The organism is Microbacterium bovistercoris (genome assembly GCF_003387575.1).
GTDB lineage: Bacteria > Actinomycetota > Actinomycetes > Actinomycetales > Microbacteriaceae > Microbacterium > Microbacterium bovistercoris.
On sequence record NZ_QUAB01000012.1, the window covers coordinates 56,475 to 80,746 of the forward strand.

Below are 24,272 nucleotides of genomic sequence, written 5' to 3' on the forward strand. Positions count from 1 at the left end.
GTGTTCACCGAATCGACGCTGGTCTTCATCGCGCTGAACGCGATCTTCGCCTACTCCTTCTACGCGGTGCTGGTGGCCGGCCAGCTCAGCCTCGGCCAGGCCGGATTCGCCGGCCTCGCGGGATTCACGGCCGCAGCGCTCACTCCCCCGCCCCTGCAGTGGGGCCCGCTGCCGACACTGCTGTTCGCCATGGTGGTCGGGATGGCGGTCGGCGCGGTCACCGCGGTGATCCTCGGCCTGCCCACGATGCGCCTGCGCGGTGTCTATCTCGCGATCGCGACTCTCGGATTCGCCGAGGCCATCCGCATCATCATCATCAACTCCTCCTGGACCGGCGGCGCGCAGGGGATGCCCGTGCCGAAGGTGCTCACGCCGGCGATCGCGTGGATCGCTCTCGCCGTCGTCACCTACTGGTTCGCCAGGCAGTCCCGCTCGAGGTACGGCCGGGCGCTGGAGGCGATCCGCGAGGACGAACTGGCCGCCCGCTCGCTGGGTGTCAATGTCGGCGGGCACCGATTGTCGGCCTTCATCGCCGCAGGCGTGCTGGCCGGACTGTACGGGGTGATGTGGGCGTACTACGTGCGCCTGATCGCGCCGGAGGACTTCGGGTTCACTGCCGCGATCGACGGTCTGGTCACGGCAGTCGTCGGCGGCACCGCCAACTTCGTCGGGCCCCTGCTGGGCAGCGGATTCCAGACCCTGCTGCCCGAGGTCCAGCGCGCGATCGGCATCGAGGCGGGCTGGATCCGCCCGTTCCTGTCCGGCCTGCTGCTGCTCATCGTCATCCTGTACCTGCCCGGCGGGCTCGCCAGCCTCATCCCGCGCCGCCGTCAGAAGGTCGACGTCTCGAAGATCGACGCGGATGCCGCAGGGCTGACCCTCCGCGAGCACCCGGCCAGGGGCGAGATCGTGGCCGAGCTGACGGGCCTGTCGAAGGAGTACGGCGGCGTGCACGCGGTGCGCGGCGTCGACCTCACCGTGCGCAGCGGCGACGTGGTGGGGCTGATCGGCCCGAACGGTGCGGGCAAGACCACCCTGGTGAACATGATCTCCGGGCTGATCCCGCCGTCGGGCGGCACCGCCACCGTGCTCGGGGTGCGCGTCGGGCACACCGCGGTGCACAAGATCGCCGCTGCGGGCGTGACGCGCACGTTCCAGCATTCCAAGCTGTTCAACCGGCTCACGGCGCTGGAGAACGTGCTGATCGGCGCGCACCTGGTCGCTCGTCCGACGTTCCTCCGGCGGCTGCTCTGGCTGCCTTCCGCGCGACGCGACGAGCGCACCGCGCTCGCGCACGCCGCGCAGTGCCTGCGCCGGGTCGGGATGCTCGAGAAGGCGAACGTCACCGCGAAGGCGCTGTCCTACGGCGACCAGCGCCGGCTGGAGATCGCCAGGGCCCTGGCGGCCGACCCCACCCTGCTGATCCTCGACGAGCCGGCCGCGGGCATGAACCATGTCGAGGCCGCGCAGCTCTCCGAGTTGATCCGTCGGCTCGCGGCCGACGGTCTGACGATCATCTTCATCGAGCACAACGTCGGCATGGTGCTGAGCACCTGCGATCACATCGTCGTGCTGAACTTCGGCGAGGTGCTCGCAGACGGCACCCCGGCGGAGATCGCGGCGGACGAGCGGGTCATCGAGGCCTATCTCGGCGCCGCCACGCCGGACGACGGATCGGATACGGCGAGCACCGCCCCGACGGGCAAGGAGGACGCGTGATGGCCGACACTCTGCTGAGCGTGCAGGATCTCACCGTGTCCTACGGGCGGGTCGAGGCCGTGCGCGGGGTCTCGTTCGACGTCGCGGCCGGTTCGCTGGTCACCCTGGTAGGCGCGAACGGCGCCGGGAAATCGTCGATCATCAATGCGATCTCCGGGCTGGTGCGCCCCTCCGGAGGACGCGTCCTGTTCGACGGCGACGACATCACCCGCGCGAAGTCGCACCGGCTGGTGCCGCGGGGCCTGGTGCAGGTGCCGGAGGGCCGGCAGGTGCTGGCCACCATGACGATCACCGAGAACCTGCAGATGGGCGCGCGTTCGCTCGGACGCGGCGCCGGCGCCGCGATCGACGAGATGTACCAGCGCTTCCCCGTGCTCGGCGAGCGCCGGAAGCTGGCGGCCGGATCGCTCTCCGGCGGCGAGCAGCAGATGCTCGCGATCGCGCGCGCGATGCTCGCCCGGCCCCGCCTGGTGCTGATGGACGAGCCCTCGATGGGTCTCGCCCCGAAGATCGTGGACGAGGTGTTCGCCGTGATCGAGGAGGTGCGGGCGGGCGGCACGACCGTGCTGCTCGTCGAGCAGAACGCGCGCCGGGCGCTGCAGGCCGCCGACGAGGGGCACATCCTGCAGAACGGCGAGATCGCGCGCTCCGGGAAGGCCGCCACCCTGCTCGCCGACGACGACATCATCCAGGCCTACCTGGGCACCGGCAGCGCCGACCCCGCGCAGGTCGAGGCCGCCGAGGCCACCGGCGCGGCGGACACCACGGAGGAACAGGACCGATGACCCGCCGCATCCGCCGACGGGTGCCGACCTGGGGTGCCGTGGCGCCGCTGCTCGGCTTCCGCCGGCCGGTACGGAACGGTGTGGACCGCCGGCTCGCACAGGCGCTGTCTGTGAAGGACCTGGCCCGCATTGCGCGACGCACGACGCCCCGCTCGGTGTTCGACTACGTGCACGGCGCCGCGGAGGACGAAGTGAGCATCGCGCGCGCCCGTCGGGCGTTCGCGCAGGTCGAGTTCGAGCCGCGCGTGCTGCATGACGTGGCCGAGGTCGACACTTCGGCGACGATCCTGGGCCGGCCCGCATCCCTGCCGTTGATCCTCGCGCCCACCGGATTCACCCGGATGATGCATCACGAAGGCGAGATCGCCGTCGCACGCGCCGCCGCCCGTGCCGGCGTGCCGTACACGCTGTCCACCATGGGGACCACATCGCCACGCGAGCTGAAGCAGGCGGTGCCTGACGGGAACGACTGGTTCCAGGTGTACCTCTGGAAGGACCGTGACGGCACCAGGCGCCTGGTGGACGAGGCGCGCAGCGCCGGATACGACACCCTCGTGCTCACCGTCGACACCCCGGTGGCCGGCAACAGGCTGCGCGATGCGCGCAACGGTCTGACCATCCCGCCGACGCTGAACCCGAAGACGATCTGGGACATGGCGTGGCATCCGGCCTGGTGGTTCAACGTGCTCACCACCGATCCGATCGAGTTCGCCAGCCTGCGATCCTTCGACGGCACCGTCGCGGAGCTCGTGGCGAAGATGTTCGACCCCAGCCTGAAGATCGAGGACCTGGCGTGGCTGCGCGAGGAGTGGTCGGGCAGGCTGGTGGTCAAGGGCATCCAGTCCGTCACCGACGCTCGGCGCGTGGTGGACGCCGGTGCCGACGCCCTGGTGGTCTCGAACCACGGCGGTCGCCAACTGGATCGCGCCCCCACTCCCCTTCGGCTGCTACCCGAGGTCGCGTCGGCAGTCGGCGACCAGGCAGAGATCTTCCTCGACACCGGCATTCTGTCCGGTGCCGATGTGCTCGCCGCGGTCGGGCTCGGCGCTGACGCCTGCATGGTCGGTCGTGCCTACCTGTACGGGCTGATGGCCGGTGGCGAGCGCGGCGTCGACCGGATGCTGCAGCTGATGCGCGCCGAGGCCGTGCGCACCATGCAGCTCGCGGGCGTCTCGACGATCGCCGACCTGCGCGGCCGCGTGCGGCTGGGCTGAACCGCGCCGCGCACCTCAGAGAGCCCTTTCACCACTCCCCGCGCTGGGCAGCACGGAAAGGGACCCCCGAGCGCACGGCGCACGGCGTACCCTTTCTGCATGGCGACGCTCGACGATGTGCGACGGATCGCGCTGGAGTTCCCGCGGGTCTCCGAGAAGATCGAGGGGCACGGCGGTGGCGCGTCCTGGCGAACGGATGCCGGGATGCTGGCCTGGCAGCGCGGGCCACGCCGGAGTGACCTGGAGCAGCTCGACGCGCTCGGTCGGGAGTGGCCGAAGGGGCACGTCATCGGCATCCGCGTCGACGGCGAACAGGCCAAGTCCGCCCTGCTGGAGACCTACCCCGACGTCTTCTTCACGGTCCCGCACTTCGACGGCTACCCCGCGGTGCTGGCGATCGTGGACGCGATCGACAAGCAGCTGCTCCGCGAGACCCTGACGGACGCGTGGCTGCTGCGAGTGCCGAAGACCGTCGGGCGGGCGTGGCTCGCCGAACACGGACTCGAGTAGCGGGGCTCAGTCCACTTCTTCGCAGGCATCCGGATCTCTCTCAGTACTGCGCTGTCACGGTGCGGGCAGTGCCGTTCAGCGTCACCGTGCCACCGTAGGGCAGGATCCACTGCGGCTTGGTGTGGCCGAAGGGCACGCCGACGCACACGACAGCATCTGGGTTGTAGCGCGTGACCTCGCCGATCACCGCATCGCGCTGGGCCGCACGCAGCGCGACCCGCTCCACGGACGACGGGTCGAACTCGAAGTTGCTCACGACCGGTCGAGCGACGAGAACGCCGGCGACAACAGCGAGGTATCCGCGTTCGCCGAGTGCGCGCACCCAGCGCCGCACCCAATCCGCGTTCGGGAGCTCCTCACAGGTCTCCAGCAGCAGGATCGCGCCCTCCAGGTCTTCCACCGCAGGGAGTCGGTCCGCGTGAGCGAGCTCGCCGATCACCTCGAGACTGCCGCCCCAGGTGCGGCCCTCCACGCGCTGCGAAGACCCGGCCCAGACCCACGGTTCGGTCGGCGCTCGGCCGCCGAACTCGGTCAGCGCCTCAGGCGCGTCCCACCGGTGTCCGAAGTCCTCGGACTCCCCCGGCTCGAACAGCTCGATCTCACCGCCGTCCAGCAACGCCGCCTTCAGAGCGCGCAGGTGGATGTCGTCGATCCCGGGTCCCGCGCCCAGATGCAGCTGCGTCGATCCGCCGTGGAAGGCCGCGACGCCGTTCATCCACAGCCAGTTCAGGATGTTCGTGTTGTCGCTGAAGCCGAGGAACGGCTTGGGGTCTGCCTGCGCGAGCGCCGGGTCGAGGTGCGGGGTGACGAGGATCTGGTCGTCGCCGCCGATGGTGGCGAGGATCGCGCGGATGCCGGGATCGGCGAGAGCCGCGTTCACATCGGCCGCGCGGGCCTCGGGCGGGGCATCCAGCTGCCGCGTCGTCGGGTATTCGACGGGGATCAGCCCGGTCGCCTCCTCGAGCCGCCGCATCGCCTGCTCATGCACCTCCGGCCCCGCCGCCGGCGCGGCGAAGGCGGGCGAGAGGACGGCGACACGGTCACCAGGACGGGCTTTCGGGGGAATCAGCATCCGCCCATCCTCTCAGCCCGTGCTCTCACCCCAGGAACAGCGCGCGCAGCCGCTTGGTCGTGAAGACCAGCCCGATCGCGATCATGACCACGTAGTAGAGCACGTGCCACAGCATCCCTGGGTACAGCGCACCGGTCGTCAGCCCGCGGATCAGCTCCACCCCGTGCCACAGCGGCAGCGCTCGCACGAGCGCCTGCACCCACTCCGGGTACACGGTGATGGGGTAGAACGTCGCCGAGAACAGGAACATCGGCATCAGCACGAATTGGATCCAGTCCATGTGCTGGAACGCCTTCATGTAACTGGTCACCGCCATGCCGAAGCTCGCGAATCCGAACGCGATCAGTGCCACCGCGGGCAGAGCGAGGATCGCCGTCCACGACAGGTTCAGCCCCCAGATCTGCATGATGATCATGAACCCGCTCGCGTAGACCAGACCGCGCAACAGCGCGTAGATGATCTCGCCGAGCGCCACGTCGAGCGGGCCGAGCGAAGTCGCGAGCATCCCCTCGTAGAGCTTGCCGTAGTTCAGTTTGAAGAACACGTTCCAGGTGGAGTCGTAGATCGCACCGTTCATCGCCGACACCGCCAGCAGGGCCGGCGCGATGAAGGCCGCATAGGGCACGGATGCCCCGGACTCGGTCTGCACGTCGCCGATCAGCGCGCCCAGGCCGATGCCCATCGACGCGAGGTACAGCACCGGCTCGAAGAAGCCGGACAGGATCACCACGAAGCTCGACGACCGCGCCGCGATCAGACCGCGCAGCACCACCGACCACGGGTTTCCGGCCCAGAGCGCCCGGACTCCCCCGGCGCGCACGCGCGGAGCATCCGTCATCTCCCTCGTCGTCATGCCGCCAGCCTCCTCGCGAAGATGCGCCGGGCGGCGACGTAGCCGCCGATGGCGAAGGCGAACAGCACGACCAGGTGCACGGCGATCATCACGCCGCCGGTGTCGCGCGGGTACGACAGGTCGCGACCGAGCTCGGTGGCGTGCCAGAGCGGTGAGATCCAGCCGATCCACTGCAGCCACACCGGCAGTGTGTCGAGCGGGTAGAACGTGCCCGAGAACAGGAACATCGGCATGAACACGAACCGCTGCACGAGGGCGAACTGCCCCGTGTCCTCTTCGAGGGATGCCGCATACGCGAGCATCGGGGTCCCGAAGGCCAGCGCGGCGAGGATGCCCACCGGAATCATCAGCCAGCTCACCACGGGGTTCCCCACCGCCGGGAAGAGCAGCAGGAACGCGTAGTAGAGCCCGCCCGTGAGCACCACACGCGCCATCACGCCCACGACCTGGCCGTTCACGATCTGCCCGGACGACAGCGGCGAGGCGCTGAAGCCGTAGAAGAAGCGCCGCCACTTGAACCCCGCCATCACCGGGTAACTGAACTCCTCGGACGCCACCGTGATCGCGGCGCTCATGAGCAGCGCCGGGGCCACGAAGGCGACGTAGTCCACCTGCTGCGCCCCGTCCTGGATCGGAGCCTGGATGAGGGCGGCGAGACCGAGAGCAAGGCCGACCAGGTACAGCACCGGCTGGCCGACAGCACCGACGATGATGGTCCAGCCGTAGGCGCGCATCGCACGCACGATGTGCTCGGCGACGTACCAGGATCCCCAGCGGCGCGGCCGCCGGGCAGCGGCCATCGCCTCGGCGCGCAGTTCGTCGAGCGAAGGCCCTTCGTCTCGCTCGGTTCCTGAGCGCCCTTCGTCTCGCTTCGCTCGCTCAGGACCCGAGGACGAGGAAGGGCGCTCAGGAACCGGATGAGAGGAGCTCATTCGATCAGCGACCTTCCGGTCAGCCGCAGGAACACGTCCTCCAGGCTCGACCTGCGCACCAGCGACGTGATCGGATGCAGGTCGCGCGCGGCGACCTGCTCCAGAGCGGCCTCGCCGTCCTGCGCATACACCAGCACCCGGTCGGGCAGCTCGTCGACACGGTCGCCGATGCCTTTCATCCGCTCCGCCGCATCCTTGTTGTGCGCCGACCCGAACCGCACCTCGAGCACCTCCCTGCTGGAGTGCTCGCGGATCAGCGACGCCGGCGTGCCCTCCGCCATGATGCGGCCCTTGTCGACGACGGCGAGGCGGTCGCAGAGCTGCTCGGCCTCGTCCATGTAGTGCGTGGTGAGCACCAGCGTGGTGCCCTGCTCCTTGAGCCGGAACAGCCGGTCCCACAGCACATGGCGCGCCTGCGGGTCGAGCCCGGTGGTCGGTTCATCCAGCAGCAGGATGCGGGGGTCGTTGATCAGCCCGCGGGCGATGGTGAGCCGGCGCTTCATCCCTCCGGAGAGCTGATCGACCTTCGACGAGGCCTTGTCCTCGAGCTGCGCGAACGCGAGCAGCTCTTCGGCCTTCTGCTTGCAGACCTTCGCAGGCAGACCGAAGTAGCGCCCGTAGATGTAGAGGTTCTCGCGCACGTTCAGCTCGCCGTCGAGCGTGTCCTGCTGCGGCACGACGCCCAGGCGGGAGCGGATCTCGGGCCCGTACCGGTCGGGATCCAGTCCCAGGATGCTGAGTTCGCCGCCGGTGCGCGCCGACACCGCACCGACCATCTTCATCGTGGTGGACTTGCCGGCGCCGTTCGGACCGAGCAGCCCGAATGATTCACCGGGCGCGACCTCGAAACTCAGGCCGTCGACGGCGACGAAGTCGGGTCTTCCTTTGGATCGATACGACTTGACGAGACCTCTGGCGGCGATGACAGGTGCGGGCACCCGCCTCACGGTAGTGGATCGCACCGACATCCGGCATCCGAAACAGACAGGCGACCCATAAGCGAACCGGAGCACAATGGATCCGCCCCCATCGAAGAAGGTCATCCATGTCTCGCACGGCGACAGCACGCCGACGCGGGCGCGGCGCGCAGCAGGACGGTCCGCGCGCCTCGTTCCGCCAGCTCCTCCCCTTCCTGTTCGAGCACAAGAAGGTGCTGGCGGTCGTCACGATCCTCAGCATCGTCGGGGCGGCCGCCTCGCTCGTCCAGCCGCTGCTCGTCGGCCAGGTCATCCAGCGCGTGCAGGAGAACCTGCCGCTGGGCATGCTCATCTGGGCGCTCATCGCCTTCGTGATCGTGTCGTCGGTGATCTCGGGCTACCAGCACTACCTGCTGCAGCGCACCGGCACCGCGGTCGTGCTGTCCAGCAGGCGCCGGCTGATCGCCCGCATCCTTCATCTGCCGATCAGCGAGTTCGACGCGCGCCGCACCGGCGACCTCGTCTCGCGCGTGGGAACCGACACGACGCTGCTCTACGCCGTGCTCACGCAGGGACTCGCGGACGCCGTCGGCAGCGCGCTGCTGTTCGCCGGCGCCCTCGTGGCGATGCTCGTGATCGACCCGGTGCTGCTGCTGCTGATCGTGCTGGTGATCGGCGCGTCCGTCGTCATCGTGGTGCTGCTCAGCGGCCGCATCCGCACGGCGTCGACCGCGCAGCAGGAGAAGGTCGGCGAGTTGGCATCCGGAGTCGAGCGCGCCGTCTCGTCGATCCGCACGGTCCGCGCCTCGGGCGCGACCGAGCGCGAGACCGAGGCCGTCACGGGTCTCGCGACCGAGGCCTACGGCATCGGCGTGCGGATCGCGAAGATCTCGTCGCTGGTCGTGCCGATCGCGGGCATCGCCCTGCAGCTCTCGCTGCTCGTCGTGCTGGGAGTGGGCGGCTTCCGGGTCGCGTCCGGCGCGATCTCGATCGCCTCGCTGGTGACGTTCATCATGTTCCTGTTCATGCTGATCATGCCGCTGGGCCAGGCGTTCGGCGCGATCACCTCGGTGAACCAGGCGCTCGGCGCCCTGGGCCGCATCCAGGAGATCCTCGATCTGCCGGCCGAGACCTCCGCAGACGAACCGGATGCCGCGGCCACCGCAGCGCCGGTGGCGGGCTCCGCGGCGATCGAGTTCCGGGATGTGCGGTTCCAGTATCCCGAGAACGTCGTCGCCGCCCGCGAGGCGGCCGCGAAGGCCGCCAACGATCTCCTCGCCGACGCGCACCTCGCAGCCGAGGCGGACCCTTCGACCGGCTCAGGGACCCAGCCCGATCGCGAAGTGCTGCGCGGGGTGTCCTTCGCCGTTCCGCGCGGTTCACGCGTCGCGCTGGTCGGCCCGTCCGGCGCAGGCAAGAGCACGATCCTCTCGCTCATCGAGCGCTTCTACGACCCGACCGGCGGCTCGATCCGGCTCGACGGCCACGACCTGCGCACCTACCCGCGCGACGAGATGCGCGCCCGGTTCGGGTACGTCGAGCAGGACGCCCCGACGCTGGCGGGCACGCTCGCCGACAATCTTCGCCTCGCTGTGCCGGATGCCACGGACGCCGACTGCGAGCGGGTGCTGCGAGCCGTGAATCTCGGCGACGTTCTCGAGCGCGGATCGCTGGGCCTCGCGACACCGGTCGGCGAAGACGGCGTGATGCTCTCCGGGGGCGAGCGCCAGCGCCTCGCGATCGCACGCGCGCTGCTGACCGAGGCGCCGATCCTGCTGCTCGACGAGTCGACCTCGTCGCTGGACGGCGTCAACGAGCAGCGAATGAGGGAGGCGATCGACGCGGTCTCCGCCGACCGCACCCTCGTGGTGATCGCGCACCGGCTGTCGACCGTCGTCGACAGCGACCTCATCGTGGTACTGCAGGACGGCGCCGTGGTGGGTCAGGGCACCCATGACGAACTGCTCGAGTCCACGCCGCTGTACCGCGACCTCGCCCGGCACCAGCTGCTGGTCTGAGCCGGGCCCCTTCCTCGCCGAAACCCCCCTCGGTTGCCGAAACCCCCCTCGGTTGCCGGCTCCCGGAATGGTCACTGCGGCGGGGTCTCGGCAACCAGGCAGGGTCTCGGCAACCAGGCGGGGTACAGGTCTGCGCAGCCGGCAGCTGTTCGACGCCGGGAGGACCGACGGCCGTCTCAGAACCGGCTCACCACGGATGCCACTGTGCGAAGAGCACCACCAGCCCGGCGAGCCCGGCGATGCCCACCGCGGCGGTCACCGTCGCGGGCAGTCGGCCGCTGACGATCAGACCCTCCTCCCGCACCAGGCCGCCGTGCGCGCGCCGGTATCGGATGGTGCAGAGCACCCAGGCCACGACCGAGAGGACCAGCCCGAGGAAGCCGATCAGCGTCGCCCAGAGGCCGAGGGCGTCCGAGAGGTACTTGATCGCCGCGGCGTTGCCCACCGCGAGCGCGAGGCAGGTGCGCCGCCAGGCGAGCAGCGTCCGCTCGGTCTGGAGCCCGACGTCGAACGGACGGTCGGCGGCATCCGCTCCGGCATCCGTCACAGGAACAGCCCCGCGCCGAGCAGCAGGACGGCGATGATCACCCCGGCCACGATCACGACGCCCGTGGTCGGTCCCGGCAGCGCGAGATGCTGCCGCATCGCCCGTTCGCTGCGCGCCCAGGACAGCCATGCATGCACGGTCGCGACGAGACCGAGCACGACGAACAGCACGGCGGCGAGGAACCGCGGCACCGGATGGATGTCCAGCTGCAGCGCCTCGATCGCGATGCCGACCGCCACCAGCGCGAGCGCGGTGCGGATCCAGGCGAGGAAGGTGCGCTCGTTCGCGAGCGAGAACCGCGGGTCGGGCTCCTCCCCCACGCCGTAGACGCTGCGCGGGAACCGTCGATCCGTCATGAGCACATGCTACGACGCTGACGCGCTGCACGGATCCTCGCCGGGTGCTCGTCCGGCCGGAGCGCCGCCTCGGCTCAACGCCCCGGAGCGTGATCCGGGAACGGCGGGAGCTCGATCGGATCGCGCAGGCTGCGCCCCATCACGAGGTCCGCGACCACGCGGAGGTTCATCAGCCGCATCAGGGTGTTCCGCAGCAACAGCCTTCCCCTCGTGGCCGGCGCGAACGCGGTGCCCAGACCCCGCGCGGCATCCTGTTTCGATGAGACCATCGGCTTCAGGCGGCGCTCGTAGGCGCGGAACGCCGCGACGTGGTCCCCGCCCGCGGCGGCCAGCTCGGCGGCGATCAGGTACGCCCCGACCATGGCGAGCGCCGTACCCTGTCCGGCGAGCAGCGACGGACACGCCGCCGCGTCGCCCAGCAGCGCGATGCGCCCGCGGCTCCAGCTCGGCATGCGGATCTGGCTCGCCAGATCGAGGTACAGGGAGTCGGCGCGCTCCAGCTGCGCGAGGATCCGCTCCGTCTCGCCGCCCGCGCCGGCCATCGCCGCGCGCACCACGTCGCGCTGATCCTCCAGCCGGTCGGGAAGAGGTCCGGCGTGGCGGAACGTCAGCAGGAACAGGGTCACGTCGTCGCGGAGCGCGACACGGATGCTCTGCGATCCGACCGCACCGTGCATCACGGCGACGAGTTCCTCGCGCGGCCGGTACCCGGTGACGTCGAAGGCGGCCACGGCGATGCCGAGCTCGCGCGCGAACTGCTCCTCCGGTCCGAAGGCGAGCTCCCGCACCCGGGAGTGCAGGCCGTCGGCGCCGAAGACGAGGTCGAAGGCTCGAGGATCGGAGCGCTCGAACGTGACCTCGACCCGATCGCCGAGATCCGTCAGCGACGTGACCGTGTCGTCGAGGATCAGCTCGACACCGTCATCGAGGGCGTCGTGGATCGCACGGGCGAGGTCGGAGCGCACCAGGCTCACGTACCGGCCACCCGCGGAATCGGCGAGACGCGCGGGATCGAGCGTCGCGATCGTACGGCCGCCGTCGCTCACCTCACGCGCCGCCGTCAGCACGTAACCGTCGTGGAGCAGGCGCGGGACGATTCCCATCCGATCGGCGACCTCGTAGCCCGACCCCCAGAAGTCGATCAGGTAACCGCCGGTGCGCAGTCGCGGCGCCCGTTCCACGAGAGTCACCTCGTGCCCGGAACGGCGCAGCCAGTACGCCAGTGCGGGTCCGGCGACCCCTGCTCCGACGATCAGCGCGCGCATCGGCATCCTCTCCTCGGAGTCCGTTCCACCGTAGCGCGGGACGCCGACGCGGCGCCTCGGGAGAAGCGCCGTCGGGCGAAGCGCCTCGCGGTCAGCTCGCGAACGCCAGGCGGTAACGCAGCGCCTCGAGCTCACTCCGCAGGGCCGCCGGCAGCCTGTCGCCGAAGACTGCGTAGAACTCCTCGGTCTTGTCGGCCTCCTCACGCCAGGCGTCGGCATCGACGGCGAACAGCTCGGCGAGATCGGCCTGCGGGATGTCGAGTCCGTCCAGGTTCAGATCGGAGACGACGGGGAGGCGTCCGATCGGGCTGTCCACCGCGGGGACCCTGCCCTCGACACGACGGATGATCCAGTCGATCACGCGCGAGTTGTCGCCGAATCCGGGCCACAGGAAACGGCCGTCGTCACCGCGACGGAACCAGTTGACCTGGAAGATGCGCGGGGCGCGATCGAAGCGCAGCGTGCGCCCCACCTTCAGCCAGTGGCCGAAGTAGTCGCCCATGTTGTATCCGCAGAACGGCAGCATCGCGAACGGATCACGGCGCAGCTCGCCGACGGTGCCCTCCGCCGCGGCGGTGCGCTCCGACGAGATGGTCGAGCCGAGGAAGACGCCGTGCGTCCAGTCCGTCGCCTCGACGACCAGCGGAACGTTCGTGGCGCGGCGGCCGCCGAACAGGATGACGTCCAGCGGCACGCCCTCCGGGTCCTCCCATTCGTCGGAGATCTGCGGGCACTGCGCGGCCGAGACCGTGAAGCGCGAGTTGGGGTGCGCGGCGGGACGGCCGGAGTCCGGCGTCCAGGCGTTGCCCTCCCAGTCGATCAGCTCGGCAGGCGGGGTGTCGGTGAGACCCTCCCACCAGACGTCGCCGTCCGGCCGCAGCGCGACGTTCGTGAAGATCGTGTTGCCCCACAGCGTCTCGACCGCGGTGACGTTGGTCGACTCGCCGGTGCCCGGCGCGACGCCGAAGAAGCCCGCCTCGGGGTTCATGGCGTGCAGCCGGCCGTCCTCGCCCGGACGGATCCAGACGATGTCGTCGCCCAGAGTCTCGACCTTCCAGCCCGGGATGGTCGGGCGCAGCATGGCGAGGTTCGTCTTGCCGCAGGCGGAGGGGAACGCGGCAGCCACGTGGTAGGCGCGACCCTCGGGCGAGATCACCTTGATGAGCAGCATGTGCTCGGCCAGCCAGCCCTCGTCGCGGGCGATCACCGAGGCGATGCGCAGCGCGAAGCACTTCTTGGCGAGGATCGCGTTGCCGCCGTAGCCCGAACCGTAGGAGTAGACCTCCAGGGTGTCCGGGAAGTGGACGATGTACTTCTCGTCGTTGCACGGCCACGGCACGTCCTGCTGGCCGGGCTCGAGCGGGGCGCCCACCGAGTGGACGGTGCGCACCCACGGCGCGCCCTCGGCGATCTGCCGGGTGACGGCGTCGCCGACGCGGGTCATGATGCCGATGGATGCCACCGCGTAGGCGCTGTCGGTGACCTGGACGCCGATGTGCGAGAGCTTGCCGCCGACGGGGCCCATCGAGAACGGCACGACGTACATGGTGCGCCCGCGCATCGATCCCTCGAAGATGCGGTCCATGGTGGCGTGCATCTCCACCGGGTCGGCCCAGTTGTTCGTGGGGCCGGCGTCCTCTTCCTTCTCGGAGGCGATGAAGGTGCGCGCCTCGGTGCGCGCGACGTCGCTGGGGTGCGAGCGTGCCAGGTACGAACCCGGTCGCCACTCGGGGTTGAGCTTGATGATCTTTCCCTCGTCGACGAGCTCGTGCAGGATCGCGTCATTCTCGGCCCGCGAGCCGTCGATCCAGTGCACGCGGGCCGGCTGGGTGAGCGCGGCGATGCCCTCGACCCACTCCCGCAGCTCCGCCATGGCGGGGGTGTCGTACGCAGGAGCCGAACCGTAGTTGCGTGCGGGGGCGACTGCTGAGAGGTGAGGGGTGAACGTCTCGGCGATAGCCATTTCTGCTCCTTCGACGCGGGATGCTGTACCTCCATCTTCTTCTCGAAACATGACGACTTTCCGCGCTGACACGCAGAAAGAACTCGCAATCTTTCGCTATGATCAAGACATGGCGAGCACCGGACTGGAACTGACCACCCTCGGGCACCGCATCCGCCACCACCGGGTGGCGCGCGGCCTCACCCTCGATGAGCTGGGCGCGAAGGTCGGCATCGCCGGCTCGCAGCTGAGCCTCATCGAGAACGGCAAGCGCGAGCCCAAGCTGTCGCTGCTGCAGGCGATCGCGGAGGCCTGCGGCACGGAGGTGTCCGACCTCATCTCCGGTGAGCCGCCGAACCGCAGGGCGGCCCTCGAGATCGAGCTCGACCGCGCGCAGCGCTCCCCCGTGTTCCGCCAGCTCGGCATCGCACCGGTGCGCGTGACCAAGGGCATGAGCGACGAGACCATCGAATCGGTGCTCGGCCTGCACCACGAACTGCAGCGCCGCGAGCGCGAGGCGATCGCCACCCCAGAAGAGGCGCGCCGGGCCAACACCGAGCTTCGACTGCGGATGCGGGCGCAGAACAACTACCGCGGCGACATCGAGAAGCTCGCCGAGAAGCAGCTCAAGGCCGCAGGGCACACCTCCGGCGCCCTCACGCACCGCACGGTGAGCATCATGGCCGAGAAGCTCGGCTTCGAACTGATCTACGCGAACGACCTGCCGCACTCGACCCGCTCGCTCACCGACCTCGAGAACGGACGCATCTACCTTCCGCCGGCATCCATCCCCGGCGGACACGGCCTGCGATCGATGGCGCTGCAGGCGATGGCGCACCGGCTGCTCGGACACACCCCGCCGACGGACTACGCGGACTTCCTGCAGCAGCGCCTGGAGATCAACTACTTCGCCGCGAGCTGCCTGATCCCCGAGACCGCGGGCGTCGCATTCCTGCAGCAGGCGAAGAAGGACCGCAACCTCGCCGTCGAGGACTTCCGTGACGCGTTCGGCGTCACTCACGAGGCTGCCGCGATGCGCATGACCAACCTGATGACCGAGCACCTCGGCATGCGGCTGCACATGCTGCGCGTGGACTCCTCGGGCGCGATCACCCGCGTCTACGAGAACGACGATCTGCCGCTCCCCATGGATGTCACCGGTTCGGTCGAGGGGCAGCCGGTGTGCCGCAAGTTCCAGGCCCGCGCGGCCTTCGGCCAGCAGAACCGCACGACCGAGCAGCACCAGTACACCGACACCCCCGCCGGCACGTTCTGGTGCGCGACGCAGACGGGCTCGTCGAGCGACGGCGAGTTCTCGGTGACCATCGGCGTGCCCTTCGACGACGCGCGCTGGTGGCGCGGACGGGAGACCTCGGCGCGCGCCCAGTCGACCTGCCCCGATGAGGCGTGCTGCCGACGCCCGGACCCCGAGGCGATCAGCCGCTGGAGCGGCCGCGCCTGGCCGAGCGCCCGCGTGCACACGCACATGTTCTCGCCGCTCCCCCGCGGGGCGTTCCCCGGCGTCGACGACACCGAAGTGTACGACTTCCTCGAGCGGCACGCCGCCGGCTGAGCAGGCGCTGATTCCGCGTCCCAGTGACGCGTCAGCCGACGCGGAAGGCCGCGAAGCGGGCCAGGGCGGATGCCGCGGCATCCGCCACCTCGTCCGACGGCGGCGCGAAGAACTGCGGCTCGGGAGCAGGGCCCGCCGCCCCGGCGTGCGACCAGGTGCCGACGACCCTGCCATCGGCGACGATCGTCGGCCGCACCATGCCGTTCTTGCCCGGTCCGACGGCCATCGCGTGCTCGGGGGCGCACACCGGCGTGCGGTCGGCGTACGAGATGTAGTACTCGTCGAAGGCCGGCAGCACGTGCACGGATGGCGCACCGGATGCGCGACGCGGGGAGTCAGCGGCGACGAACACCCCGTCCTCGACCTCGGCCACCCGGTGGCGACCGCGCTCGACGGCCTCGCGCGCCTGGCCGAGCGTGAGTCCCGCCCACCAGGCGAGGTCCGCCGCCCCGGCGGGACCGTGGCCGGCGATGTATCGCACGAACAGTTCGGCCAGCGGATCGTCGGGCCGCGCGGTATCCGTGATCCATTCCTCGGCGAGCACGAACAACTGCTCCTTGCCCACGACCGGACCCTGACAGAGCACGCCCTCGATCGTCAGCACGAACAGCAGGTGGATGCCGCGCTGATCCTTCGGGTCGATGCCGACGGACTCGAATGCCGCGAACGCCTGCGCTCTGGTCACGCCGCCGTCGATGCGCTCTCGGAGCACGCGCTCCGCCGCGGCGACGATCCCCTCGTCGATACCCAGTTGACGATGCCGGCTCGCCGCCTGCTGATGCTGCCGCTGCGCCGTGACCGAAAGCATCCAGCCCAGGTCGCGGGCCGGCACCGTGTGCAGTGTGCCGCGCATCGGCCAGGCCCGAACGATGTCGCCGCGCGTGAACGCAGCGTCCACCTGCGACAGGGTGACGGCGCCGCGAGTACGGGCGGCGAGTGCCCAGCGCCCGGCGACGAAGTCCTGACTCTGCACCGCCAGCAGGTGCGATGCGGCATCCGTCACCGTGCGTGCCGGTGCCGTGAGCCGATGCGAGCGCAACCGCTCGGCGAGCAGGCGTTTCGTGTTCACCCCGCCCATCATGCCGGATGCCGCCGACGCCGCTCCGGTCTCATCGGATGCGGGTGCGCCGACGGGAAGACCCGCAACGAGTGAGACCGGAGCGCAGGGAGGACGGATCAGGCCGTGAGCGTGACCTCGCGGCGCGTCGGGATCACGACCGGGTGCGAGCCGGCCATCGTCTCGAGCACGCGGATCACCTGGCAGGAGTAGCCGTACTCGTTGTCGTACCAGACGTACAGCACGACGTCGTTGCCGGTCGCGATGGTGGCCAGGCCGTCGACGATGCCGGCGCGGTGCGAGCCGACGAAGTCCGTCGAGACGACCTCGGGGCTCTCGACGTAGTCGATCTGCTGGCGCAGCTTCGAGTGCAGCGACGCGCGGCGCAGGTAGTCGTTGAGCTGCTCCCGGTCGGCCGGGTTCTCGAGAGTGAGGTGCAGCACCGCCAGCGACACGTCGGGGGTGGGGACGCGGATCGCCGAGCCGGTGAGCTTTCCCGCCAGCTCGGGCAGTGCCCGCGCGACGGCCTTGGCCGCGCCGGTCTCGGTGATGACCATGTTCAGCACCGCGCTGCGGCCGCGACGGTCGCCCTTGTGGAAGTTGTCGGTGAGGTTCTGGTCGTTCGTGAACGAGTGCACGGTCTCGACGTGGCCGCGCACGATGCCGTACGCCTCGTCCATCGCCTTCAGCACCGGCGTGATCGCGTTGGTCGTGCAGGATGCCGCGGACAGGATGCGGTCGGAGTCCTCGATGGTGTCGTCGTTGATGCCGTGCACGATGTTCTTCAGCTCGCCCTTGCCAGGCGCCGTGAGCAGCACGCGGGCGACGCCCTTCGCCTGCAGGTGCTGCGCGAGGCCGTCGGCGTCGCGCCACCGCCCGGTGTTGTCGACGACGATCGCGTCGTGGATGCCGTACGCCGTGTAGTCGACGGATGCCGGGTCGTCGGAGTAGATCACCTGGATGCGGGTGCCGTTGGCGATGATCTGCGAGTTCGCCTCGTCGACCTCGACCGAGCCCTCGAACCGTCCGTGCACGGAGTCGTGCAGCAGCAGCGACGCCCGCTTGACGAGGTCGTTCTCGGCGCCGCGGCGCACCACGATCGCGCGAAGGCGCAGTCCGCTGCCGCCGCTGGTGTGCGCGATGAGGATGCGGGCGAGCAGGCGCCCGATGCGGCCGAAGCCGTAGAGCACGACGTCCGTCGGCTCGGCGGGCTCGGCGCCGAGTGCAGGGGCGAGCACCTCGCGCAGGTACGCGTCGAGGTCGCGGTCGTCCGCGGCGTGCCCCTCGACGAGGCGGGCGACATCGATCGAGGAGGCACCGGGGTTCAGCCGGCGCAGGCCCTCGAGCACCGCGAGGGTGTCCTCCACGCGCAGCTGCGCGTGGCCGAGCTGGGCGACCCGCTCATGCACTTCGAGCAGTCCCTTGGTCGACAGGCCGAGCAGCCGGTGCCCGTGCAGCGACGTCACCACGTCGCGCTCGCGCCGGAGCGAGCCGATGAGCGGGATCATCCGCTCCGCCAGTTCTTCTCTCGAGGTCCATTCGTCGTGACGGGCGGCGAAGTCGTTCATCTGCTTCCTTGCATGCGTGCGCGCCGAGGGTGGGCAGGCGCCGGGTGGATCGGGACGGATCCGTCCCGTGATTCCAGGGTACGGGGCGGTATACCGAGGACTCTGAGGATTCACGGCGCAAGATCGGCGGATGCGCACGAGATGTTAAGAATCCCGATTCGGATGCCCCGTTAGGGTGAGTACATGACCAAGACTTTCCACGTCCGTGCTGTGCTCCTCGACATGGACGGGACCCTGGTCGACTCGACGGCTGCCGTCGAACGCACCTGGCTGGCGTGGGCGGAGCCGCACGGTCTCGACCCTGCGCGCGTGCTCGAGGTCGTGCACGGACGGCAGGGCTACGAGAGCATGGCGATCCTGCTGCCGGACCGCCCGCACGAGCTGAACATCGCCGAGAACGCGGTCATGCTCGCCGACGAGGCCGAGGACGTGGCCGGTGTCGTCGCGGTGGGCGGTGCCGGGGATCTGCTGCGCGACCTGCTGCCGCACCCGCACGCGATCGTGACCTCGGCGGACGTACCGCTGATGCGGGCCCGGATGAACGCGGCGCAGCTGCAGATCCCCGCCCTGCACATCACCGCGGAGAACGTCACCGCCTCCAAGCCGCACCCCGAGGGCTTCCTGCTCGGAGCATCTCGGCTGGGTGTCGACCCGGCGGACTGCCTGGTGTTCGAAGATTCGGAGGCGGGCATCGCCGCCGCCAAGGCCGCCGGCATGCGCGTGGTCGGCGTGGGCGCGGCATCCGCCGCACACGAGCCGGATCTCGTGGTGGCCGACCTCACCGGCATCGTGATCGAGGCGGATGCCACAGGGCTGACCCTCATGATCGGCTGACCCCTTCCCCGACCGCTGCTTCTTCTGTTCCGGTCTCACTGCTTGCGGGTGCGGCGGGCTGGCAAACCCGCATGCACTGAGACCGGAGCTGTGGGGGATGGCCGGTCATAGACTGAGCAGGAAACTGGATCGCCTTCCGGGAGGACACTGTGCCGATCACGCGGACCGTGCTCGAAGTGGCACGGGCGCATCCGGATCGGATCGCGGTCGCCGGGCCTGATCAAGTGGTGACGTACGGCGAACTGGTCGAAGGCTCGCAGCGCACCTTCGCGGCCGTGGACACGCTGCATCGCGCGCATCCGGTCGTGCCGGCGCCGGAGACCGGCGGCATCCCGATCACCGCGGTCAGTCTCGCATCGGCGTTCCATGCCGCGCGGATCGTCGCGGGTCTGGCCGGATACCGGGCGGTGTCGGCGACGATAGACCCGCTGTGGCCGCTCGCGCACCGCGTGCGCGTGATCGTGCGCTCGGGCATCGGCGTCGTGATCAGTGACTCCACCGATCTGGCGGAAGCGCTCTCGGCGGAGGGCTGGCAGGGCACGGTGATCGGCCTCGACGAGTTCGCCGCACTCGAGGCGCGCGCCGTCCCTGCCGGTCCCCCGACCGTGCGCGACGGCGACGAGGCGTTCCTGCTGCTGTTCTCGTCTGGCACGACCAGCGACCCGAAGGCCTTCCTGAAGACGCGGGCCCAGTACCGTGCGAACTTCGCGATCTCGAGCGCGCACCTCGAGCCGTTGCCCGGCGTCGCGACGCTCGCCCCCGGCCCGCTGTCGTACAGCCTCACGCTGTACGCGCTCATCGAATGCCTGGCATCCGGTGGCGGTGCGCACCTCGCCGACGTGTTCGAGCCGGCGGCGATCGCCCGGCGCGTGCGCGACGAAGGCATCACGCGGGTGGTCGCGGTGCCCGCGGTCGTCCAGGCGCTGACGGATGCCGCGCGGCGCGACCCTTCGGCCTTCGCCACGCTCGAACTCGTCGTGACCGGCGGCGCGAACCTGCCCGCATCGATCCGGGCGGGCCTTGCCGAGGCGCTGCCGACGGTGCGCCTGATCAGTTACTACGGCGCGGCCGAGATCGGGTTCATCGGCGACAGTCGTGGCGGCGACGGCACTCTCATCTCCGTGTACACCGGCATCGGCATATCGGTGCGCGACGAGGCGGGTCGACCACTGCCGGAAGGCGAGGCCGGCGAGCTGTGGGTGCGCGCCGAGGCCTGCTCGCACGGTTACCTCGCCGGCACCAGCACGGACGCACTGGTCGGCCCCGACGGCTGGGCGACCGTGCACGACCAGGCACGTGCGCAGGGCGGGCGGCTGGCTCTGCTCGGCCGCGCCGGCGACATCGCCGTGACCGGCGGGCACAAGGTCTCGCTTGCCGAGGTCGAGCGCGCCTTCGACGGGATGCCCGGGCTCGGCGCGGTGTGCGCGGTGGCGCTCCCCCACCCGCGGCTGGGCACGATCGTGGCGCTCGTGCTCGAGCAGTCCCGTCCCCCTGCTCCGGTCTCAACGGATGCGGGTGAGGTCACCGCCGAACCCGCAACGGCTGCGACCGGAACCCCCCGGACGGCTGACATTCCGGACAAGCACGCGCTGCGAGCCTGGGCCCGGGAACGGCTCGCACCCCAATACGTGCCGCGACGCTGGTACGTCGTGCCGGCGCTCCCGCGCACCGCGGGCGGGAAGATCCGGCGCGGAGAGACGGGCGCGCTCCTACTCGCCGACGACGGACGGGCGGTGCGGCTGTGAGCGTCCATTGCCAGGTCGTTGAGCGAGCGAAGCGAGAAACGCGCCGCACCTCCCCGGTCGTTGAGCGAGCGAAGCGAGACGAAACGCGCGGCATCCACACCGCAGGGCTGCGTCGATGAACCGCCACGTCGTGGTCACCGGGCTCGGGGCGATCACCCCGAGCGGACTCGACGTGCCCGCGCTCTGGGACTCCGTGGTGCACGGTCGCAGCGCGATCACCGCCCTGGATGCTCCCGAGTTCGCCGATCTCCCGGTGCGCATCGGCGGACAGGTGCGCGGATTCGACGCGGCATCCGTTCTCGAACCGTCGCTCGCGCGCCGGCTGAGCCCGCTGCAGCACTGGGCGGTCGCCGCCGCCGACCAGGCGATGGCGCAGGCCGGTGCGACCGCGCCGCCCTGGGATGCGTCCCGTTTCGGCGTGCTCGCCGCCACCGGTTCCGGCCCGATCGATGCGATGCAGCAGGCGACGCGCGCGCTCGACGCGAAGGGCCCGCGCGGCGTACCGCTCACGCTCGTCGTCTACGGCGCTCCGGATGCCGCGGCAGCGCTGCTCAGCCAGCGCTACGGCGCGCAGGGCCCGGCGCACGGCATCACCGCCACCTGCGCGAGCAGCGCGATCGGCCTCGGGGATGCGCTGCGCCGCATCCGTCACGGCTACGCCGACGCCGTGCTCGTGGTCGGCATGGAGGACTGCCTGAACCCGGTCAACCTCGCCTCGAACGCCAACCTGCGCGCGCTCGCGAGCGGCTATGAGAGCGACCCGGCGAGCGCGAGCCGCCCGTTCGACCGGGCCCGCCGCGGCTTCGTCATGGCGCAGGGCGCCGCCGCCATCCTGCTCGAGGCTGCGGAGATCGCAGACGCCCGCGGCGCGGCACCGCTGGCCGAGCTGGCCGGCTTCGGCGAGTCCAGCGACGCGCACCATCCCACGGCACCCGAGCCGCAGGGCCGAGGTGCGGCCCTCGCGATCACGACGGCTCTGGCGGATGCCGGGATCTCCGTCGCGGACATCGACCACGTCAACGCACACGGGACGGGGACGCCGGCCGGGGACAGGGCGGAGCTCCAGGCGCTGCGCAGCGCCCTCGGTGAGCACCTCCCCGGCATCCCGATCACCGCGACGAAATCGTCTACCGGGCACCTGCTCGGAGCATCCGGCGCCGTCGAGGCGGTGTTCGCCGTGCAGAGCCTGCTCACCGGCATCCTGCCGCCGACGATCAACCTCGACGACCCGGAGTTCGGAGACGTCGACATCGTGACGGATGCCCGCGCGCATCCCGTCGAGACCGTGCTGTCGAACTCGTTCGGGTTCGGCGGCCACAACGGCGCGCTCGTGCTGCGGCGCGCAGAAGGAGCAGACCGATGACCGACAACTCGCCCGCCCGGCACGCGGCTCTCGCCGAGCAGTACCTTCCCGACGATCTGCTGGAGCGCTTCCGCGAGCGAGCGGCGGTCTACGACCGCGAGAACCGGTTCTTCGACGAGGATCTCGCCGAACTGCAGGATGCCGGATACCTGCGGCTCTTCGTGCCGGAAGACCTCGGCGGCGCCGGGCTGAATCTGAACGAGGTGTCGAAACTGCAGCAGCGTCTGGCGACTGCCGCGCCGGCGACGGCGCTCGCGATCAACATGCACTTGATGTGCACCGGCGTCGTGCACGCGATGCGCGAGCGCGGCGACCACTCCCTGGACTGGGTGCTCGAAGAGGCCGCGGCCGGCGAGATCTTCGCCTTCGGCATCAGCGAGCCCTCGAACGACTGGGTGCTGCAGGGATCGAAGTCCACCGCGGTGCCGCAGGACGACGGCGGGTACCTGGTGTCGGGCGTGAAGATCTTCACCTCGCTGTCACCGGTGTGGACCCGCCTGATCGTGCACGGCACGGACGCCTCGGACGACCAGATGCTGGTCTACGGATTTCTGGAGCGGGATGCCGCCGGCATCACCGTCTCGGACGACTGGGACGTGCTCGGCATGCGCGCGTCGCAGAGCCGCGCCACGATTCTGAAGGACGTGCGGATGCGGCCCGAGCGCGTCGCCCGCCGCATCCCTGCGGGTCGCGTGCCGGACCTGCTGACCTTCGCGATCACGAGCAACTTCCAGCTCCTGATCGGCTCGGTGTACGCCGGGGTCGCGCAGCGCGCGCTGCAGCTCGCGGTGGCCGGGCTCAAGGCACGGAAGTCGGCGAAGGCGGGCACCACCTACGCGGAGGTGCCCGAGACCCGCATCCGCCTGGCCGACGCGCATGCCGAGTTCCTGGCCGTCCCCGCGCAGCTGGAGGCGTACTGCCGCGACTTCGACGAACTCGCCGATCACGGCGCGGGCTGGCCGCTGCGACTGGTGAGCGCCCGCCTGAACGCCTCCACCGCGGCCCGCCGCACGGCCGAGGTGGCACTGATGTGCACCAGCGGCAGCGGCTTCGGCAATCAGCACGAGCTGAGCCGCCTGTTCCGCGACGCCACCGCCGGTCTGTTCCACCCGCCGAGCGCAGACGCCGCCCGTCCGATGTACGCCGCCGCCCTGCTGGATGACTGACCGGATGCACGTCGAGCTGCAGGTCGTGCGCGATGACGCGCTGGATGCCGGGGCGGTCGCGGCGATCGGCGAGCTCTTCGACCGCGAGTACTCGGCGGAGTTCGGTCCCTGGACCCGCTCCGCGCCGTACGGCTACGCACCTGCCGCGACCCGGGTGCTCGCCTTCGCCGACGATGTGCTCATCGGGCACGTCGGCTATCAGCCGCGCACCATCACAGTCGGCGGCGCCGCGGTCGTCATCGGTGGGGTGGGCGGCGTGCTCATCGCGCCCGCGGCGCGCGGAATCGGGCTGGGGGCACGGATGCTGCATGCCGCACAGCAGTCCATGAGCGCCGAGGTGGAGTTCGGCTACCTCGGATGCCGCGAGGAGGTCGTGCCGTTCTACGAGGCCGCGGGCTGGCGGCGAATCACGGCTCGCGAACGCTCCCTGTCCCGTCTGGACGGAACCCCGGTCGTCACCGACTCCGATCCGATCCTGATCCGCTCCGCCGCCCGCCCCGACCACGACTGGCCCGAAGGCGACATCGACCTCCTCGGCCCGCCCTGGTGATCGCCGGGCACTCGCGGGTGGCGGACGAATCCGCGCCCGGCGGCGGACACGCCGCGCATCCCGCCGCCATCCGCAAATCCCTCCGCCAACCGCAGGGCGACGAACCATACGCGGGACCCGAACCGCTCGCCAGAGCCGGCCCGGCAGGTGTGCCGGCATCCCTCGATGGGATGCCGGCACACTTCTGCCACCCACCCTCGTGACCCGCTCCACCCAGCCGAGCGGGGCGAGGTGTTCCCGGAGCGAGCATTGGGAGGGCCCGCTGGGCGGAGCGGGCTTGCCCGCT

The 24,272-nt window shown here is 70.4% G+C and carries 21 protein-coding genes; 11 read left to right on the forward strand and 10 right to left on the reverse strand.

Going from position 1 to position 24,272, the window contains the following annotated elements:
* The 4 genes from DY023_RS01565 (at nucleotide 1) to DY023_RS01580 (ending at nucleotide 4,228) form a co-directional block, all read left to right on the forward strand.
* Complete coding sequence (locus DY023_RS01565; protein WP_116240589.1) at nucleotides 1-1,719, forward strand: branched-chain amino acid ABC transporter ATP-binding protein/permease; 1,719 nt, start codon at nucleotides 1-3, stop codon at nucleotides 1,717-1,719.
* Entirely contained in the window at nucleotides 1,719-2,504 is a 786-nt protein-coding gene (locus DY023_RS01570; RefSeq protein ID WP_116240590.1) for an ABC transporter ATP-binding protein, read from the forward strand. Before DY023_RS01565 ends, DY023_RS01570 begins: the two co-directional genes overlap by 1 nt.
* Nucleotides 2,501-3,718, forward strand: coding sequence for an alpha-hydroxy acid oxidase (locus DY023_RS01575; RefSeq protein WP_116240591.1), 1,218 nt, complete (start codon nucleotides 2,501-2,503; stop codon nucleotides 3,716-3,718). The genes DY023_RS01570 and DY023_RS01575 overlap by 4 nt, the downstream gene beginning before the upstream one ends.
* Before the next feature lie 99 nt (nucleotides 3,719-3,817).
* Entirely contained in the window at nucleotides 3,818-4,228 is a 411-nt protein-coding gene (locus DY023_RS01580; RefSeq protein ID WP_116240592.1) for an MmcQ/YjbR family DNA-binding protein, read from the forward strand.
* A gap of 40 nt (nucleotides 4,229-4,268) precedes the next feature.
* Here the strand turns inward: DY023_RS01580 and DY023_RS01585 are convergent, their stop codons facing one another.
* The 4 genes from DY023_RS01585 to DY023_RS01600 form a co-directional block, all read right to left on the reverse strand.
* Nucleotides 4,269-5,300 (reverse strand): S66 family peptidase, encoded by a 1,032-nt coding sequence (locus DY023_RS01585; protein WP_116240593.1) that lies wholly within the window; start codon nucleotides 5,298-5,300, stop codon nucleotides 4,269-4,271.
* A 25-nt stretch (nucleotides 5,301-5,325) separates the two neighbouring features.
* Entirely contained in the window at nucleotides 5,326-6,153 is an 828-nt protein-coding gene (locus DY023_RS01590; RefSeq protein WP_116240594.1) for an ABC transporter permease, read from the reverse strand.
* A complete protein-coding gene (locus tag DY023_RS01595; RefSeq protein WP_245958536.1) occupies nucleotides 6,150-6,953 on the reverse strand; it encodes an ABC transporter permease in 804 nt (267 codons plus the stop codon). The genes DY023_RS01590 and DY023_RS01595 overlap by 4 nt, the downstream gene beginning before the upstream one ends.
* Nucleotides 6,954-7,081: 128 nt before the next feature.
* Nucleotides 7,082-8,023: an ABC transporter ATP-binding protein gene (locus DY023_RS01600; protein WP_116240596.1), complete on the reverse strand. Its 942-nt coding sequence runs from the start codon at nucleotides 8,021-8,023 to the stop codon at nucleotides 7,082-7,084.
* Between the two features lie 107 nt (nucleotides 8,024-8,130).
* Between DY023_RS01600 and DY023_RS01605 the strand changes: the two genes are divergently transcribed.
* Entirely contained in the window at nucleotides 8,131-10,020 is a 1,890-nt protein-coding gene (locus DY023_RS01605) for an ABC transporter ATP-binding protein (RefSeq protein ID WP_116240597.1), read from the forward strand.
* Nucleotides 10,021-10,207: 187 nt separating this feature from the next.
* Here DY023_RS01605 and DY023_RS01610 read toward each other — a convergent pair whose 3' ends face one another.
* From DY023_RS01610 to DY023_RS01625, 4 genes are all read right to left on the reverse strand, one after another.
* Complete coding sequence (locus DY023_RS01610) at nucleotides 10,208-10,567, reverse strand: DUF202 domain-containing protein (RefSeq protein ID WP_181905675.1); 360 nt, start codon at nucleotides 10,565-10,567, stop codon at nucleotides 10,208-10,210.
* Nucleotides 10,564-10,923: a YidH family protein gene (locus DY023_RS01615; protein WP_116240599.1), complete on the reverse strand. Its 360-nt coding sequence runs from the start codon at nucleotides 10,921-10,923 to the stop codon at nucleotides 10,564-10,566. Before DY023_RS01615 ends, DY023_RS01610 begins: the two co-directional genes overlap by 4 nt.
* 74 nt (nucleotides 10,924-10,997) lie before the next feature.
* Nucleotides 10,998-12,188: an FAD-binding domain gene (locus DY023_RS01620; protein ID WP_116240613.1), complete on the reverse strand. Its 1,191-nt coding sequence runs from the start codon at nucleotides 12,186-12,188 to the stop codon at nucleotides 10,998-11,000.
* A gap of 91 nt (nucleotides 12,189-12,279) precedes the next feature.
* Nucleotides 12,280-14,151 carry a phosphoenolpyruvate carboxykinase (GTP) gene (locus tag DY023_RS01625; RefSeq protein ID WP_116240600.1) on the reverse strand — a complete coding sequence of 624 codons (1,872 nt, stop codon included), beginning with the start codon at nucleotides 14,149-14,151 and terminating at the stop codon, nucleotides 12,280-12,282.
* A gap of 109 nt (nucleotides 14,152-14,260) precedes the next feature.
* Here DY023_RS01625 and DY023_RS01630 point away from each other — a divergent pair, with 109 nt between their 5' ends.
* Nucleotides 14,261-15,703 carry a helix-turn-helix domain-containing protein gene (locus tag DY023_RS01630; protein WP_116240601.1) on the forward strand — a complete coding sequence of 481 codons (1,443 nt, stop codon included), beginning with the start codon at nucleotides 14,261-14,263 and terminating at the stop codon, nucleotides 15,701-15,703.
* A gap of 31 nt (nucleotides 15,704-15,734) precedes the next feature.
* On the opposite strand, the gene DY023_RS01635 is transcribed toward DY023_RS01630, so the two are convergent.
* Both DY023_RS01635 and DY023_RS01640 read right to left on the reverse strand, forming a co-directional pair.
* The gene (locus DY023_RS01635; protein ID WP_425453400.1) at nucleotides 15,735-16,781 is read right to left on the reverse strand and encodes a winged helix DNA-binding domain-containing protein; all 1,047 of its coding nucleotides are present in this window, start codon (nucleotides 16,779-16,781) and stop codon (nucleotides 15,735-15,737) included.
* Between the two features lie 98 nt (nucleotides 16,782-16,879).
* A complete protein-coding gene (locus DY023_RS01640; RefSeq protein ID WP_116240602.1) occupies nucleotides 16,880-18,328 on the reverse strand; it encodes a glyceraldehyde-3-phosphate dehydrogenase in 1,449 nt (482 codons plus the stop codon).
* Between the two features lie 183 nt (nucleotides 18,329-18,511).
* Here DY023_RS01640 and DY023_RS01645 point away from each other — a divergent pair, with 183 nt between their 5' ends.
* From DY023_RS01645 to DY023_RS01665, 5 genes are all read left to right on the forward strand, one after another.
* Nucleotides 18,512-19,162, forward strand: coding sequence for an HAD-IA family hydrolase (locus DY023_RS01645; protein WP_116240603.1), 651 nt, complete (start codon nucleotides 18,512-18,514; stop codon nucleotides 19,160-19,162).
* A gap of 149 nt (nucleotides 19,163-19,311) precedes the next feature.
* Complete coding sequence (locus DY023_RS01650) at nucleotides 19,312-20,907, forward strand: class I adenylate-forming enzyme family protein (RefSeq protein ID WP_116240604.1); 1,596 nt, start codon at nucleotides 19,312-19,314, stop codon at nucleotides 20,905-20,907.
* 115 nt (nucleotides 20,908-21,022) lie between these two features.
* Nucleotides 21,023-22,270: a beta-ketoacyl-[acyl-carrier-protein] synthase family protein gene (locus tag DY023_RS01655; RefSeq protein WP_116240605.1), complete on the forward strand. Its 1,248-nt coding sequence runs from the start codon at nucleotides 21,023-21,025 to the stop codon at nucleotides 22,268-22,270.
* On the forward strand, nucleotides 22,267-23,436 hold the full coding sequence (locus DY023_RS01660; protein WP_116240606.1) for an acyl-CoA dehydrogenase family protein: 1,170 nt from the start codon (nucleotides 22,267-22,269) through the stop codon (nucleotides 23,434-23,436). Before DY023_RS01655 ends, DY023_RS01660 begins: the two co-directional genes overlap by 4 nt.
* On the forward strand, nucleotides 23,429-23,986 hold the full coding sequence (locus DY023_RS01665) for a GNAT family N-acetyltransferase (RefSeq protein WP_116240607.1): 558 nt from the start codon (nucleotides 23,429-23,431) through the stop codon (nucleotides 23,984-23,986). Before DY023_RS01660 ends, DY023_RS01665 begins: the two co-directional genes overlap by 8 nt.
* Nucleotides 23,987-24,272: the final 286 nt, after the last annotated feature.